This is a genomic window from Thermococcus pacificus (assembly GCF_002214485.1).
Taxonomy (GTDB): Archaea; Methanobacteriota_B; Thermococci; order Thermococcales; family Thermococcaceae; genus Thermococcus; species Thermococcus pacificus.
The window spans coordinates 1,481,056-1,496,578 of the sequence record NZ_CP015102.1 but is presented as its reverse complement, the minus strand read 5'-3'; the positions used below and the strand labels follow the sequence as shown (position 1 = coordinate 1,496,578).

Annotated in this window: 16 protein-coding genes; 4 read left to right on the top strand and 12 right to left on the bottom strand. The window is 53.3% G+C overall.

The genetic code is table 11. The features are described 5' to 3' along the window. Genes A3L08_RS08225 through A3L08_RS08205 form a run of 5 tightly spaced genes read right to left on the bottom strand, consistent with a single transcriptional unit; the run spans position 1 to position 5,163 of the window. Positions 1-876, bottom strand: coding sequence for a carbohydrate kinase family protein (locus A3L08_RS08225; protein WP_157721606.1), 876 nt, complete (start codon positions 874-876; stop codon positions 1-3). Beyond that, positions 873-2,075 carry a glycosyltransferase gene (locus A3L08_RS08220; RefSeq protein ID WP_088854549.1) on the bottom strand — a complete coding sequence of 401 codons (1,203 nt, stop codon included), beginning with the start codon at positions 2,073-2,075 and terminating at the stop codon, positions 873-875. The genes A3L08_RS08225 and A3L08_RS08220 overlap by 4 nt, the downstream gene beginning before the upstream one ends. 6 nt (positions 2,076-2,081) lie before the next feature. Then, the gene (locus A3L08_RS08215; RefSeq protein ID WP_088854548.1) at positions 2,082-2,918 is read right to left on the bottom strand and encodes a carbohydrate ABC transporter permease; all 837 of its coding nucleotides are present in this window, start codon (positions 2,916-2,918) and stop codon (positions 2,082-2,084) included. 12 nt (positions 2,919-2,930) lie between these two features. Then, positions 2,931-3,818 (bottom strand): carbohydrate ABC transporter permease, encoded by an 888-nt coding sequence (locus tag A3L08_RS08210; RefSeq protein WP_088854547.1) that lies wholly within the window; start codon positions 3,816-3,818, stop codon positions 2,931-2,933. A gap of 40 nt (positions 3,819-3,858) precedes the next feature. Next, a complete protein-coding gene (locus A3L08_RS08205; protein ID WP_232461711.1) occupies positions 3,859-5,163 on the bottom strand; it encodes an ABC transporter substrate-binding protein in 1,305 nt (434 codons plus the stop codon). A gap of 521 nt (positions 5,164-5,684) precedes the next feature. Here A3L08_RS08205 and A3L08_RS08200 point away from each other — a divergent pair. After that, on the top strand, positions 5,685-6,527 hold the full coding sequence (locus tag A3L08_RS08200; RefSeq protein ID WP_088854545.1) for an NAD(P)-dependent oxidoreductase: 843 nt from the start codon (positions 5,685-5,687) through the stop codon (positions 6,525-6,527). Positions 6,528-6,608: 81 nt separating this feature from the next. Here the strand turns inward: A3L08_RS08200 and A3L08_RS10020 are convergent, their stop codons facing one another. The 6 genes from A3L08_RS10020 to A3L08_RS08175 form a co-directional block, all read right to left on the bottom strand. After that, the gene (locus tag A3L08_RS10020; RefSeq protein ID WP_198362109.1) at positions 6,609-6,779 is read right to left on the bottom strand and encodes a hypothetical protein; all 171 of its coding nucleotides are present in this window, start codon (positions 6,777-6,779) and stop codon (positions 6,609-6,611) included. Then, on the bottom strand, positions 6,766-7,128 hold the full coding sequence (locus A3L08_RS08195; protein WP_232461710.1) for a DUF302 domain-containing protein: 363 nt from the start codon (positions 7,126-7,128) through the stop codon (positions 6,766-6,768). The genes A3L08_RS10020 and A3L08_RS08195 overlap by 14 nt, the downstream gene beginning before the upstream one ends. A gap of 4 nt (positions 7,129-7,132) precedes the next feature. Next, a complete protein-coding gene (locus A3L08_RS08190) occupies positions 7,133-8,440 on the bottom strand; it encodes a cytochrome c biogenesis protein CcdA (RefSeq protein WP_232461709.1) in 1,308 nt (435 codons plus the stop codon). Positions 8,441-8,492: 52 nt separating this feature from the next. Further along, positions 8,493-8,828, bottom strand: coding sequence for a hypothetical protein (locus A3L08_RS08185; protein ID WP_232461708.1), 336 nt, complete (start codon positions 8,826-8,828; stop codon positions 8,493-8,495). Continuing rightward, positions 8,825-9,031: a hypothetical protein gene (locus A3L08_RS08180; RefSeq protein WP_088854541.1), complete on the bottom strand. Its 207-nt coding sequence runs from the start codon at positions 9,029-9,031 to the stop codon at positions 8,825-8,827. Before A3L08_RS08180 ends, A3L08_RS08185 begins: the two co-directional genes overlap by 4 nt. A gap of 146 nt (positions 9,032-9,177) precedes the next feature. Continuing rightward, positions 9,178-10,554 (bottom strand): MATE family efflux transporter, encoded by a 1,377-nt coding sequence (locus A3L08_RS08175; protein WP_088854540.1) that lies wholly within the window; start codon positions 10,552-10,554, stop codon positions 9,178-9,180. A gap of 221 nt (positions 10,555-10,775) precedes the next feature. Between A3L08_RS08175 and A3L08_RS08170 the strand changes: the two genes are divergently transcribed. From A3L08_RS08170 to A3L08_RS08160, 3 genes are read left to right on the top strand one after another with little or no spacing between them, the layout of a single operon-like run. Then, positions 10,776-11,822: a galactokinase gene (locus A3L08_RS08170; RefSeq protein WP_088854926.1), complete on the top strand. Its 1,047-nt coding sequence runs from the start codon at positions 10,776-10,778 to the stop codon at positions 11,820-11,822. After that, positions 11,823-12,908, top strand: a complete 1,086-nt coding sequence (locus tag A3L08_RS08165) for a polysaccharide deacetylase family protein (RefSeq protein WP_088854539.1) — start codon at positions 11,823-11,825, stop codon at positions 12,906-12,908. Continuing rightward, positions 12,905-14,239, top strand: a complete 1,335-nt coding sequence (locus tag A3L08_RS08160; protein ID WP_088854538.1) for an MFS transporter — start codon at positions 12,905-12,907, stop codon at positions 14,237-14,239. The genes A3L08_RS08165 and A3L08_RS08160 overlap by 4 nt, the downstream gene beginning before the upstream one ends. Here A3L08_RS08160 and A3L08_RS08155 read toward each other — a convergent pair. Further along, a complete protein-coding gene (locus A3L08_RS08155) occupies positions 14,225-15,490 on the bottom strand; it encodes a glycoside hydrolase family 1 protein (RefSeq protein ID WP_088854537.1) in 1,266 nt (421 codons plus the stop codon). The genes A3L08_RS08160 and A3L08_RS08155 overlap by 15 nt on opposite strands. Positions 15,491-15,523: the final 33 nt, after the last annotated feature.

Sequence of the window (15,523 nt, the reverse complement as noted above, 5' to 3'; positions counted from 1 at the left end):
TTACCTCACCTTTACCAGTGTTCCCTCCGCACTGACTACCTTTGAGGCGACTTCTACCCCGGACCTTATAGCCTCTTCCATGTCGTGGCCCCGTGAGAGCTTTGCCAGCACCGTCCCCAGAAGCGAGTCCCCTGCCCCGGTCGGGTCAACCAGCTCCGCCTTTTCTGCCGGCACCCTGATGTACCTGCCCTCCTCTGTGAGTGCTATGACGCCCTTCGAGCCCATGCTCAGGATGACGTTTTTGGCTCCCATTTCCTTGAAGCGCCGCAGAATGTCTATTGGATCCTCGATTCCTAGGAGCTCCTTGGCATCATCCAGGGAAGGCTTGACTAAGTCTGCCAGTGAAATGGCCTCAAGCAGGGCCTTCTCGTCCGCCTCCCACTTTTTCCATATCCACCTTCTGTAGTTGGGATCAACAGAGATTAAAGCACCGTTCTCTTTGGCGGACTTCAGCGCCTCCAGTATCATTTCCTTGGCCGGGGAGAGGGAGAGGGCGAAGGCCGAGGTGTGCACAATCCTCGCGTCCTTCCATTTCTCCTCCAGCTGTTCCTTTTTTATGAACCTGTCCGCCCCCCTGTAGATTATCGGGATTGGGGTCTCCCTCTCTGCCTTTATTAGCACGAGGGTTGTGTTGTGATCGACAACCGAGAGCGCCGGCTTGAAGTCTAATTCCTTGAGCTCCTTCTTTATATGGGCCCCAAGGAAGTCATCCCCTACCGTGCCTATAAATGAGGACTTTGCCCCTGCTTGCCGGGAATAAAAGGAAACGTTGAGGCAGGAGCCTCCAGTGTGCATGCTAATCCTCCCGTCTATAATCTTCAGATCCACCAGCACTTCCCCGATTGATAGCACGTCCAGCATGTCTTCCTCCCTCACAGCCCCTCGTAGAGGTTCCGCATTTCTCGGGCGACACTATCCCATGAGTACTTCTCGGTGACCTTTCTGTAGGCTCTCTCGGCGAAGACCTTCCTGAGCTCTTCGTCCTCAAGCAGGAAAGCTATTTTCTTACCCATCTCCTTTGAGTCCTTCGGATCAACGAGGAAGCCGTCGTAGCCGTCCTGGAGAACCTCCGCCGGGCCTCCGAACTTCGTGGCGACGATGGGGGTCTTGCACGCCATGGCCTCTAGCATGACTATCCCGAAGGGCTCGTAGGGTGAAGGCAGAACGAAGACGTCCGCAGCTGAGTAGTACTTAGGAACCATGCTGACTGGCTCTATTGCGGGGATTATTTTGACATACCCCGTAACTCCGAGGTTCTCAATGAGGCTTAGGAGCTTGTTCATCTCCTTTTCTTCTTCCTTCGCCCCGGTACCGGTGCTTATGAGCACGAGGAAGTCCCCCTGGTAGTACTCCCTTACGTAGGGGACGCTCTTTATCAGCAGGTCGAGGCCCTTCCTGGGATCGAGCCGTGCGAGGGCAAAAACCAGGGGGACTTCGGGGAGGCCGAGCTCCCTCTTCAGCTCTTTCTTGTTGCCCATGGGCCTGTAGAAGGTTGTGTCCACGCCGATGGGGATGACGTGTATCTTGCCCTCGTCGATCTCGTAGAGGCTCGCGATGTCCCTCTTTTCGATCTCCGTTGTAGCGACTATTGCGTCGCTCGTCTCGTAAATCTTCTTCTCGAGATCTATCCTTTCCCTATAGGGCTCGAAGTCGCCGAGGGCCTTTGCCTTCAGGATTCCCAGCGAGTGGGAGGTGTGAACCATCTTAACCCCGTGCCGCTCCTTGAGCTCCATCCCCACGAAGCCGCCGTCCCAGTAGTGGGTGTGAACAATATCATAGCCCTCTTTCTCGAAGTACTCGGAAACCTTGTCCGTGAACTCTGGCAGGTAAGGCATGAGCTTCTCCTTGGGGATAAAACCCTCGGGCCCGCACTCTATCCTGATAACTCTGACTTTCTCGTTTATGTACTCTATCTCCTTCCTTCCGCCCCTCTGCCTCGTGAATATGTCAACCTTCACTCCCAAAGCCCCTAAGTGTCTGCTCAGCTCCTTAACGTAGACGCACTGGCCGCCCGTATCGGGCTCGCCGAGCTTCCCGAGCGGGTCACCATGGGGAGTTACCATAGCAACTTTCATCCTCCATCACCCCTTAACTCCTGTTGTGGCAATACCTTTGATGTAGTACCTCTGGCCGATGAGGAACAGTATCACTGACGGCAGGGAAACGAGTATAGTCGCCGCCGTGAGGAGGTTATATTGGGCGATAAACTGCTCCTGGAATATGGTCAGACCGAGCTGGACGTTCCTCATCTCCGGAGACTTGACGATGATCAGCCACTTGAAGAGGGAGTTCCACTCCGCTATGAAGGTGAACATGAAGAGCGTCAGCACCGCTGGAGTCGCCAGGGGGAGCATGATCTGCCACAGTATTCTGAACCTCGATGCCCCGTCAACTATTGCTGCTTCTTCTATGTCCTTCGGGATCGTGAGGAAGAACTGTCTGAAGAGGAAGACCCCGAAGCCGTTGAAGAACCACGGGATCGCGAGGCCTTTGTAAGAGTCTATCCACCCAAACTTCGCAAGCATGACGTAGAGTGGGACTATAATGATCTGCTCGGAAATCAGCATTGAGGCTATTGCGACGTTGAATATGAGGTCCCTCCCCCTGAACTCCATCCTGGCGAGGGCGTAGCCGGCCATGGCGGAGGTGACTATCTGGCCGAGGGTGACCGTTATCGCCACTATAAAGCTGTTTAAGAATTTTCTCGGGAACTCTGCCTGCTCCCATGCTATTTTGTAGTTTTCCCACCTCCAGACTTCCGGGAGGACAGTTCCACGTGCTATTTCCACAGGGGTCTTCAGAGACGTGAAGAACGTCCAGAGAATTGGAACCAGGATTATCCCGACGAAGACCCAGAGGACTGCATGGGTTAGCAGGCTTTTTATCGAGATTTTTGTACGTATCCTAACCCTGTACATCTTTCTCACCTCTCAGTATATCGCCTCCTCCCCGAAGGCCTTTCTCTGAAGGTACTGGACTGCTATCACGAGGAACAGCAGGATGACAGCCACCGTGGCGCCCTCCGAGAACCTGAACCTCTCAAAGCTCAGGACGTAGATGTAATACGCTAGGGTGGTCGTTGACATCAGGGGGCCCCCGCCGGTCATCGTGTAGATCTGGTCGAAGTCCCTGAAGGAGAATATCGTGAGCATAACCAGGACCAGCACGTGGGTTGGTTTGAGGAGCGGGAGGGTTATATGGAGGAACTTCCGGAAGGACGTTGCTCCGTCAACCTCAGCAGCCTCGTAGTACTCCTCAGGTATTGTCTGCAGGCCAGCGAGGTAAATGACCATGAAGTAGCCAACCCTGGCCCAAACCGTGGCTATTATCACCGCCAGCATCGCGTAGGATGTGCTCTTCAGCCAGTCCAAGGTTGAGAACCCTAGGGCCTCGAGGACGCGGTTAACGAGACCGTAGTCCGAGTTGAACATCCACACCCAGATAATACCTGTCGCAACGAAGGAAATGGCGGTCGGGGAGAAAATGGATGTTCTATACAAGCTTTTGAGCCGTATTTTGGTGTTTAATAGAACGGCTGCTATAAGAGAGAGAACCATTGTCGTGGGAACCACGCCGAGGATATATACGAAAGTGTTTTTCAAGACCTGTCTGAACTCCTCGCGCTGGAGGATCATCCTGTAGTTGTTGAGGAAAACGAACTCTTTTGCACCAAGCCCCCTCCAATCGAAGAAGCTTATATAAAAGAGGTTCAGTATGGGGTATATGATGAACATGATGAGAATTACAAGTGCAGGAGCCAAGAAGCCGTAGGCCTCCAGTGTATATTTCATTTTTCTCCGAGAGGGCAGTGAAACCATTCCCCACACCTCCCTAAACTAAAAGAAAGAGAGAAAAATGTCAGGACTTAAACAGGGGTTCAACTTCCGCTTGGGCCTCCTTGAGGGCAGTAGCAGGATCCTTCTTCTGAAGCAGGGCTGCCTCAATGGCCTCTCCGATGGCTGCGGACATGTCCGGGTACTGCGGAACTGGAGGCCTGGCCTTACCGTACTGCAGGTTCTCAACGTATATCTTTATGAAGGGGTTCTCCTCCATGAACTCCTTGTACTCTGGGTCTTCGAGAGCGCTCTTACAGACAGGGAGGTAGCCCGTCTTGAGTGCCCACGTAACCTGGAACTCGGGGCTCATGACGAACTTGGCAAACTCCCATGCAGCCTGCTCCCTTTCGGGCGTCGTCTTGAAGATGAAGAGGTTCTCACCGCCAATGTTGGTGGCTATCCTCTTGTCGTAGGGCATCAGCATAACTCCAGTCTTTTCGAGCCATCCCTGATCCTTGAGGACGGGGTAGTTCCAGGGCCCGTTTATGGTCATGGCAACCCTGCCGGCGAAGAAGTCGTCGAGCTTGTAGCCCGCGTTGGGCTCGCTGAGCTTCGCAACCTTGTCCTTGTAGACGAGGTCAACCCAGTACTGGAGGGCCTTTACGCCGGCGTCACTAGCGAAGGTTGGCTTGCTCTGATCCTCGGAGAGAAGCTCACCACCGGCCGACCAGAGGAAGACCTCCCATGTCCAGACCGTCCACTCGAGCCTTCCGAAGGGAACCATGAACCCATACTGGTCGATCTCACCGTCGCCATCCTTATCCTTCGTGAGCTTCTTGGCAAGCCCCCTGAACTCATCCCAGGTCAGGGCCTTGCCCATGTAAGCCTCGGGGTCGAGCCCGGCCTCCTTGAAGAGCTCCTTGTTGTAGTAGATGGCCAGGTTGTTGGTATCGAAGGGGGCGGTGTATATCTTGCCCTTGTAGGTTCCAAGCTCCCAGAGCCCCGCGTAGATGTCGTCCTTGTTAAAGGAAGGGTCGTTCTTTATGAAGTCCTCAACCGGGGCGAGAACTCCGGCCTCTGCAAAGAATCCAGTCTGGGCCGGATTTAGCCAGACGAGATCCGGTGGGGTGCCCGCCTGAGCGGCGGCCATGATCTTGGGAACCGCCTTGTCCTGAGCGCCATAGTTAACGACTTTTACCTTGATGTTGGGGTGCTCAGCCTCGAACTTCTTGACGAGGTCTTCCAGAACCTTCTGGTTATCTGGGGATTCAATGCCGTGCCAGAACTCCAACTCAATTACTTTTCCGGTTTCAGTGCTTCCAGACTGACTTGCGGTTGCAGTGGAGGTCTTTTCTCCGGATATGCATCCGCTTGCTACGACTCCCAAAATAAAAACCCCTAACAACAAAATCCCGAAGAGAGGTTTTTTCTGCATTGGTCATCACCATATTGTACTTCTAGTACACTATAGTTGGTTCACGATATATAAGTTTTTTCAGTACAAAAGAGCACCTTTGGGCACCCCGGGGTAATATAAGGTTTTAACGAGAGCACCCATAACGGCAGTTCCTCAAAAAATGAAAACCGTGGGAAGTCTTCACATGTACTCCTACACGCCCGTGCCCCTGAAGTTGTGCACTGTGCTCTTGGTTGTGGTCAGCCGTAGAACCGAGTAGCCCACGCCTTCCCGCCCGACGCCGCTGAAGGTATAGTAGCCTACCCGTGCCCCGAGTACTCGTTGATGAAGACGCGCTCCCGGGCTCACAGAGTTGTTAGGGAAATTTATGGAACCAACAATGTTGGCGATACTTAGTCCAAAGAAATATAAGAACGTCAATAGGGGAAATGTTAATAGTGGCTTTCTACTCTCAGAGCTTGAACCTATCCAAAATTTTGGAGGTGAAAGCAGTGATAGGATGGATAGGCCTTGGCCACATAGGCAGGGCCATGGCGGAGAGGCTGTCGGAGGAGTATGAACTTATAGTGTGGAATAGAACTCTGGAGAAGGCAAAGGGATTCAGGAACGTCGCCAAAAGTCCAGAAGAAGTAGTCGAAAAAGCCGACATCGTGTTCCTTTCCCTCTACGACAGCAATGCAGTTGAAGAGGTTTCAAAGAGAATCCTAAGCAAGGACATCAAGGGGAAGATCATCGTTGATACTACCACAAACCACCACAGGAAGGTCCTTAGGTTCCACGAGCTCTACAAAAGTGCAGGAGCACACTATCTTGAGAGCCCAGTAATTGGAAGCGTCATACCAGCAAGAAACGGCCAGTTGACTATTCTCGTAAGTGGAGAAAAAGAGGCCTATGAAAAGGCCTTGCCATATCTGGAGAAACTCGGGAAGAAGATATTCTATTTTGAAGAGCCAGGAAAAGCTACAAAACTCAAACTCATCAACAACTTCGTCCTCGGGGCCTTCATGGCGGCTCTTGCGGAGGCAATAGCTCTAGGCGAAAAGGCGGGTATACCAAGGGAAGAACTCGTAGAAGTCCTCGAAAACGGTGCTGGAAACTCAGTAGTCCTGAAGGCAAAAAAGGAGAAGATACTCAGCGAAGACTATTCAACGCACTTCTCGATTAAAAACCTTGTAAAAGACCTTTCCTATGCCTATGATCTAGCCTTAGATGCAAACAAAACTGTCCCTCTGAATGCAGTTGTTAGGGAGCTTTACAGGGTCGCCTTTGAAAAAGGCCTTGAAGAGCTTGACTTCTCAGCTATTTACAAGATAATTCGGGAGTTTTCATTATAAAAGGATAGGAAGTCTTTTTTTTATTAATTTCTTTTGTTTTGTGAGGGCTTTTGATACACCCTCTCATCATGGGTGTAGCCTTCAGAAGGCCCTGCCCCCAAGGCCGCTGATGATTCTCGAAGGAGCAATAAAGCATGAGGACACGTACATCGTAAAAGGGAATGGTCTTGAGAGGGTGACCTGAGCTTTTCTCTCCTTTGCATTTTCAAGCCGGGCAATAATAAAAAGAAACGGGTCATCAAAGCTCCTCAATAACAGACCTGACGTCTTCGAGCGCGTCTTTGATTATTTCAACCACGTCCTCAGCCGTGTTTATAGATATGTAGACTTCCCCGTCCTTCTCGTAGAGGAGAACCGGGCACGGGGCAAAGGAGCCAATCTCGTACTCGACACTGGTCATCTCGTAGAACTTCTTCGGGTTGCAGACGTAGAGGATTCTATAAGGCTCCATTTCAATACCGAGCTTGGCCTTCACAACGTCGCTCGGCGTAAACTCAAGCACGACCTTGTAGCCTTTCTCCTCAAGCTTCGCCTTAAACTTCTCCTCGGCCTCCTTGAGGCCCATATCGAGTTTCCTCCTGTACCTGAACATTTTTACCATCCCCTTAAAGCTGTGAGAGTGATTCAAAGAGCTTGCTCCAGAGTTTGAGTGGGGTCACCTCGGTGAGCATCAGCATGCCGAGTACTATGAGGGCGAGCCCGAGAGCCAGTTCCCACCTGGAGCTTTTTCCGCCGAGCGAGACCCCGCGGGAGAGCAGTTTCCTGTTTATCCACTCGCCCAGGTCTTTGGACATAGTGATGAGGTAAACTGTAAGGCCCATCCCGAGGCCGTAGGTGCCCATGACGACCACGCCCTTGAGGATCTCCCCGGTTAGGGCCGCCGTAATGACAGCGAAGCCGACGTAGGGCGCTATACAGCCGAGCCACGTCGCCCCCAACGCGGAGCCAAGGGCGAAGTCGTAGGCGATGCCCTTCTTTGAGACTATTCCCTCGGCCGGAGAGAAGCTTAGGAGCCTCTCGAGCCTTGCCCTCAGGTCAGCACTTACAAAGCTCGCCCCAATGAGTATGAAGCCAACCCCGCCGATGATGTAAAGCGCCCCCTGTATTTGGGAAGCATAGCTCCCTAGACTGCCAACCAGCGCACCGAGGAGGGCAAAGGAAGCCACCATGCCAGCTATTACGGCCTCTACCTTCCTCCTCGCGAAGGTGAGCGAGAGCGCCCCCGCTATAACCGGCAGCACGCAGGGAGAGAAGACGCTCAGCACCCCGGCGGAGAAAATGGGGAGAAGAACCGCGAGGCTCAGCCTTGTGCCCGAAGATTCCTCCCCGGATGCTCCTTCTTTTGCGGTTTCCGTCTGAGTACTGTTGGTGGTTGAGTTCTGAAGCTCATCCCCAATTGCCGTTTTTATAAAGAACTCCAAACCATCTGGATTCAGGGCGCCAACGGCAACTCCCTTGAGGACCTTCTCGCCGTTCTCGACCTTGAAGAGAACCATCGTTGGCGTCCCCGGGACGCCGACGTTTATCTTCTCCCCTGGATTCTTCGGCGTGTAATAGCCCGAATTCTCGGGCTGGATTACGAGAACCTTCCCCCTAACAACGTACTGCAGAGTAGTGAGCCCTCTCCCTTTATAGACGTCAATAGCCACCAGGTTGATGCCGCTCAGAACTTCCTTGGCCTTCTGCGTTGGAAAAACGTTCTCCTTCATATAGCGACAGGCCGGACAGCTCTCGGAGTGGTAGAAAATGAAGAAGTATTCCCCCTCATGGGCGGATATGAGAGCGTTAAGTTCCTCCTCGCTCGAAACGTCGTGGAATTCAAGCCTCCCGTAGGAGATCTCACCGGAAGAGACGAACCCCGTGAAAATTAGCGATAGCATGAATATTAAGAGCGCTCTCCTCACCCCGTTCACCCGAAATAGCTCAATAACGCCGTTAAAAAGGCTTTTCTTGAAGGATTTTTCATTAAAATGTCATTGGAACGTAGCCTTTTTCCAAATACTCTGCAATTATTTTGCCCACGTATTCGACTTTGGCGTGCTTTTCAAGGGAAACCTCGAACCCTTCGAGCTCTGCAATTCTCTTACAGGCTATCGGGAGCTTTCCAAGCTCCTTAAGCTTCTCGATCCATGGGAGAAAACGTTCATCCCCCTCCGCCACGGCCTTCTCGATGGGGCCGAAGAGTATCACCTCAACGTCTTCCACCCACTTGTATTTGAGGGCGTTTGTAGACCACATAAAACCAACGAGGGCTTTGTCATCGCTGCTGGAGATTATCACAAGGGCCTTCACCATTTTCATCCCTCCAGGGCCTCTATGAACTCATCTAAGCTCTTGACGGATATCTCCCTTCTGCCGGCTATGACGTTTATGTTTCCGCACTCGTACTTTGCACAGAGCCCTATGCATTCCGCCACGCTCACATTAAAGCCCCGCTCTTTAAGGGCTCTAACAACATCCTTCAGGTTTTCCCCGGCACAGAATTTGCAAACTCTCGCTTCCATAAGCACCCCTTCATAACCTCTCCGGGGGCTTTTATGACGTTTATTTTTTGCGGAGTGGAAAAGTCAAAGTGGGGGATATTCCAGATTGAAAGGCTTCTGAGGGAGATGGAAAAACAAAACTTTTCGGAAATGATGAAATAATAGGCCTAAGAATCTCCAAACGCCTCTTTCAGCTGTTTTACCCTCAACCTCCCCCAGGTGAAGCCAACTACCGCGGCCACCATGTTTCCGAGCACGATTCCCATCCATACCCCTATAAGGCCAAAACCCGTGTAGTTGGCGAACAAGTATGCAAAGCCCACCTGCATAACTACCGTCCGAAATATCGTGAGCACGAGGGACTTTTCGCCCTCCCCGATTCCCTGGAACATTGCCGAGGTCATCATGCCGAATGGTGTGAGCACGAGAAAAATCGGAAGGGTTCTGAGGGCCTCTATTAGGCCTTCTTTTATCACGAGCGCCGATTCTGAGTAGGTGAAGAGGTACGAGATCTGAGGGGCAAATACCATTATGAACGCCACGACCCCGAGCTCTATCATAAAGGCGAGCTTTATGGCATACAAGTAAGCAGTTTCGAGCTTTTGGATGTTCCTTTCGCCATAGGCGGCTCCCGTAACCGCTGTCGTGGCGGAAGCCATTCCGAGGATGGGCACTATCCCGAGCATCGTGACGCGCCACGCACTCGTGAACACCGCAACCCCGTTTTCGCCCCCTGCCATGATAGCTATCCTGTTGAGGAAGAACATAGCTATGGACATCGTGAGCTGTGCAAGCGACGAGGGGATTCCGACGCGGAGTATGTCCTTCAGGACTTCCTTGCTGGGAGAGAAGTCCCTCAGGGTTATGTCCACATAGGTATCGCGCTTTATGAAGAGCCAGTATGCTATGAAGAGAGACGTCACGATCATCGAAAGGAGCGTGGCGTAGGCTGCCCCAACTACTCCAAAACCAAGGGTGTAGATGAATACCGGGTCGAGGACTATGTTCAGACCCGAGCCGAGGACCATGGCATACATAGCCCTGTTCGCGTCTCCCTCTCCCCTTAGAATCCCGTTGCCAACGTTGTTGAAAACCATAACCACCGCACCTATCAGGAGGACGCGTGAGTACTCAATGGCAAGTTCAACAGCCCTGCCCTTTGCGCCCATGGCCGTCAGAATCTGACCTATGATGGGGAGCATGGTAACGGTCAGCAGAATGCCAAGGATGAGGGCTAAAATCAGGGAGTGTATCGCGGCATTGTCGGCGCCCTTTTTGTCTTTAGCCCCTATCCTTCTCGCTATCGCCGAGCTCGCACCTATTCCGAGGCCGGAGGAAAGGGCTATTATACCCATGAAAACCGGGAAAAACAGACCCACCGCAGCCAGCGCCTCAGGGCCAAGGCCGGAGACCCATATACCATCGGCCAGATTGTAAACCGTCTGGACGGACATGCCTATCATCATGGGTATTGAGAGCTTTATTATGGCTTTTTTAGGGTCTCCCCGTAAAATTTGGACGCCCTTTGTGACTTTCTCGCCCATTCTTCCCCCTCCAAACCTTCTACGGCTTTTGTTGAGTAGTTAAAGGCCATGAAATTTTCTCATGACCCCAAATTTCAATGGAAACCCTGAACTTAAAAATGCTCGGACTGCCTTTTGACAACTTTCCCCCATAGAGGCCATTGATGTTCGTTGCTGCACGAAGGAAGTCCTTAATGGAAAAAATTTTATACTCGAAAATGATAAACCTCTGGGGTATTGCCATGAGGGTGCTGTCTCCAGGGAGAGTCAACCTGATAGGGGAGCATACGGATTACACCTTTGGCTACGTAATGCCAATGGCAGTAAACCTCTACACGGTCATTGAGGGGGAGAAGGCAGGGGACGTGAAGCTTTATTCGGAGCACTTTAACGAGGAGAAGGCGTTCTCCCTGAATGAGCTCGTTAGGGAAGGCTCCTGGATGGACTATGTCAAGGGAGTCTACTGGGCCCTCTTTGAGGAGGGATATAAACCGGGCGGGATTCATGGCAGAGTAGGCGGCAACCTTCCCCTAGGGGCCGGGCTGAGCTCATCGGCGAGCTTTGAGCTAGCTGTGGTGGCCTTCTTGAATAAGGCATACAACTTAAATCTGTCCAGACTTGAAATGGTCCTGCTGGCCAAGAAGGCCGAGAACGAGTTTGTGGGCGTCCCCTGCGGGATACTCGACCAGTTTTCAATAGCCTTCGGGAAAAAGGGTCACGTGATCTTTCTCGACACCGACACGCTCGAATACGAGTACATACCCTTCCCCGAAGACGTTTCGGTTCTCGTCTTCTACACCGGCGTCAAGAGGGAGCTCGCCTCTTCCGCCTACGCCGAGAGGAAAGAGGTGGCTGAAGAGGCCCTGCGCCTCCTTGGAAAGAGGACTTCGAAGGAAGTGAGCGAGGAAGAAGTCTCAAGGCTCCCGGCCCTCTACGCCCGCTATCTGGGCTACATCGTGAGGGAAAACAGGCGCGTGCTCGAGGTCAGGGACGCGCTGAAGGAGGGCGACATCACGACGGTCGGGGAAATCCTCACGAGGGCGCACTGGGACATAGCGAAGAACTACGGGGTGAGCAGCGACGAGCTCGACTTCTTCGTGCGGAAGGCGAACGAGCTTGGAGCTTACGGCGCGAGGCTCACGGGGGCGGGCTTCGGTGGTTCTGCGATAGCCCTCGTGGACAGGGAAAGGGCAGAGGAGCTTGGAAGGGCAATTTTGGGGGAGTACCAGAGGGCCTTCCCGTGGAGGGCCGAATACTTCGTCGTTGAGCCTTCGGACGGGGTGGAGTGAATGAGGGCCCTCGTTTTTCACGGCAACCTGCAGTACGCGGAGATTCCCAAGGCAGAAATCCCAAAGGTCATTGAAAAGGCCTATCTCCCCGTCCTCAACGAGCTCCTGAAGGCGGAAGTCCCCTTCGGCCTCAACGTGACGGGCTACACCCTCGGCCTTCTCTCCGAGGAGGTTCTTTCCCTTATCCGCGATGGAATAGAAACCGGCCTCATAGAAATCATCGGAACATCTTACACCCACGCCATTCTTCCTCTCCTCCCCCTCGACAGGGTGGAGGCCCAGGTGGTGAGGGACAGGGAAATCAAGGAAGAGCTCTTTGGGGTCTCCCCGAGGGGATTCTGGTTGCCCGAGCTTGCCTACGACCCCATAATCCCGGCCATTCTGAGGGATAACGGCTATGAGTACCTCTTCGCCGACGGCGAGGCAATGCTCCTCTCGAACCACCTCAACTCCGTGGTAAAACCGATAAAACCCCTCTATCCGCACCTAATAAAGGCCCAGCGGGGAGAGGGGAACGTGTACCTAAACTACCTCCTCGGCCTCAGGGAGCTGAAGAAGGCGATAGGCCTGGCCTTTGGGGGCAAAGTCACCCTGAAGGCCGTCAAAGACATCGAGGCCGTGCCGGTCTGGGTTGCAATCAACACGGCGGTGATGCTCGGCATAGGGCGCTTCCCCCTCATGAGCCCCAAAAAGGTCGCCGGCTGGCTCAGGGAAAAGGACGACGTGCTCCTCTACGGCACTGACATAGAGTTCATAGGCTACCGCGACCTGGCCGGGAGGAGGATGGACGTTAAAGGCCTCCTCGAACTTCTCGAGGAACTCGGGACGGAGCCCTGCCTTCCGTCCAGGATGAGGCACAGCGGGAAGGAGCTCTACCTGAGAACCTCAAGCTGGGCCCCCGACAAGAGCCTGAGGATTTGGACGGAGGACGGGGGCAACGCGCGGCTCAACATGCTCACGCCCTCTGCTAAAGGGGAGCTCGCCTTCCTTGCTGAAAACAGCGATGCCCGGGGCTGGGAGCCCCTCCCCGAGAGGAGGCTCGATGCCTTCCGGGCGATTTATAAATCATGGAGGGGTGAAGAATGAGGAACCTGCGCAGAAAGGTCTCTATTGTTTTGCTTGTGTTGATGGCGGCGTTTTTGATGGCCGACCAGAACCTGCTTCCCCCAAACTACGAGGAGATAATGGCGGAGTTCGGCATAAGTGAAACCCAGATGGGGCTTGTTTCAACGATATTCGTTGCCACGAGCGCTATAATGACGATGCTCTGGGGCTTCCTGTCGGACATTGGACAGAGAAAGAAGCTCCTCGTGATAGGCGTCCTCCTCGGTGAAATCCCGTGCTTCCTTACGGCCTACGTCAACAGCTACTACCAGCTCTTGGCCATGAGGCTCCTCACGGGAATAGGCATAGGCTCGATAATACCCATCGGATACTCCCTCATAGCGGATATGTTTGAGGAGGAGAAGCGCGGCAGGGGCTACTCGTATATCGAGACGGCCTTCGGTTTTGGAACGCTCTTTGGAATGATAGTGGCGGGCATGATAGCGAGCTGGAGAACACCGTTCATAATCGCGGCCGTTCCGAACTTTATACTGGCGCCGCTCTTCTACATAATCGCCGAGGAGCCGAAGAGGGGGGAAGGCGAGAAAGAGCTAAGGGAAGTCCTCGAAGCTGGCTATGAGTACACCTACCGCCTGAACTGGGAGGCCATCAAAAAGTCCTTACAGACAAAGACGAACATCCTCATCTTCCTGCAGGGCATAATAGGAACCGTGCCGTGGGGCGTCATAATGTACTGGCTCGTCTCGTTTCTTCGGGTCACAAGGGGAATGGACAAGACCACTGCAACTTTCGTCCTCCTGATAATCGGAATCTCCAGCGTCGTTGGGAGCCTCCTCGGCGGCTTCGTCGGCGACTACTTTGAGGCAAGACAGAGGGGAGGAAGGGCAGTCATAACGGGCCTCGCCATCTTCATAGGCATGCTTGCCGCTATAGGGATAATCCTCTACCCGCTCCCGAGCAAGCTAACCCTCCAGCACTGGGTTGGAATAGCCATTTACTCCGTCCTCTTCGTCCAGTTCGTTTCCTATGCGGGGCCGAACGTCAGGGCCATAGTGTCCCAGGTCAACCTGCCTGAGGACAGGGGCACGGTTTTCGGCCTCTTCAACATCCTCGACAACGTTGGAAAAGCCACGGGGCCGCTGTTCGGCGGCTTCCTCATCGAGGTCCTAAAGGGCATGGGATACAGCAAGGCCCTGGCCTACCAGTACACCCTCCTCATAGGCGCGCTGTTCTGGATACCCTGCGCACTGGTGTGGCTGTGGATAAGAAAGAGCTACCCAGAGGACAGGGACGCGGTAAAGGAAATACTGAGAAAGAGGGCAGAGGAACTTAAGGCCTCAAAGGCCCTTTAAGCCATATTTTTTAATGAGTTCCTCTCCTATCTCTCCTTTCTTCGCTATCTCTCCGTAAAGGTACGCGCTCTCCCTCGGCTTCCTTTCGAAGGTGTCGTAGTCCACCTCTATGAGGCCAAACCTCGGCTCAAACCCTTCTCTCCACTCGTAGTTGTCCATTAGCGACCAGTAGAAATAGCCCCTGACGTCATAGCCCTCGCTTATGGCCTTGTGCACGTACTGGAGATGCTGGACTATGAACTCCTTCCTCCACTCGTCGTCGAGGGTTGCTATGCCGTTCTCCGTTATGTACATGGGCTTTTTGTAACCGGCCATTTTGCTGATGACCCGATATATGCCCTCGGGATAAACGCTCCACCCCATCTGGGTCTTTCTGTCCCCGATTTCGGCGTCCCTGGCATCAAAGAAGAACTTCAGCGGGTTCCAGCTGTGCCTTACCTCCGCCGCAGTGTAGTAGTTTATCCCGATGAAGTCAACGTCGCTCTCCGGGACTCTGTAGGATTTAAAGGCTCCCCTGAAGTTCCCGCTCCATATCGCGTCCATGAAGTTCCAGTTGAAGAGGTTGTCCGCCTTCTGAGCAGCTTTTCTGTCCCTCTCGCTATCGCTCGCGGGAAGCATTACTGGGACGTTCTTGACGATGCCCACGTTGAAACTGCCGTGGAGCGTCTCGTAGGCAATTGCATGTGCCTTGAGCAGGTTAGCAGCGACTTTAAACGCTTTGAATGCACTCTTGACGAAAGGCGGCCAGTAGGCGGTCAGGTAGCCCATCATGACGTATACCATCGGCTCGTTGAAGGTCGCGACGAGTTTTACCCCCTTCAGGATGTCGGCAACGGTTTCCACGTACTTCTCCCAGTATTTGAGGTTCTCCTCCCTGAGGAAGCCCCCCTTCTTCATGAACCACAACGGCGAGGTGAAGTGGTGCAGTGTCACGTTCGGCTCTATGCCCTTCCTGCGGAGCAGCTCAAGGATTTCAGTATAGCGGTTGAGGGCATCTTCGTTCAATCTGCCCTCCTCCGGGAAAATCCGGCTCCACTCTATTGAGAAGCGGTACGCGTTGTAGCCGAGTTCAGCCATAAGCCCAATGTCCTCTTCGTATTTCTCCCAGTGGTTGCAGGCTTTGCCTGATTTGTATGGAAGTTTCCCTATTTGCTCGTAGTACCACCAGTCGTTCCAGCGGTTTTCGCCCTCTATCTGGTGTGCGGCGGTTGCGGTGCCAAAAAGGAAACCCTCCGGGAACTTTAGGGCCATGGTTTCACCCGGAAAATATAATAAGCTTAAAAC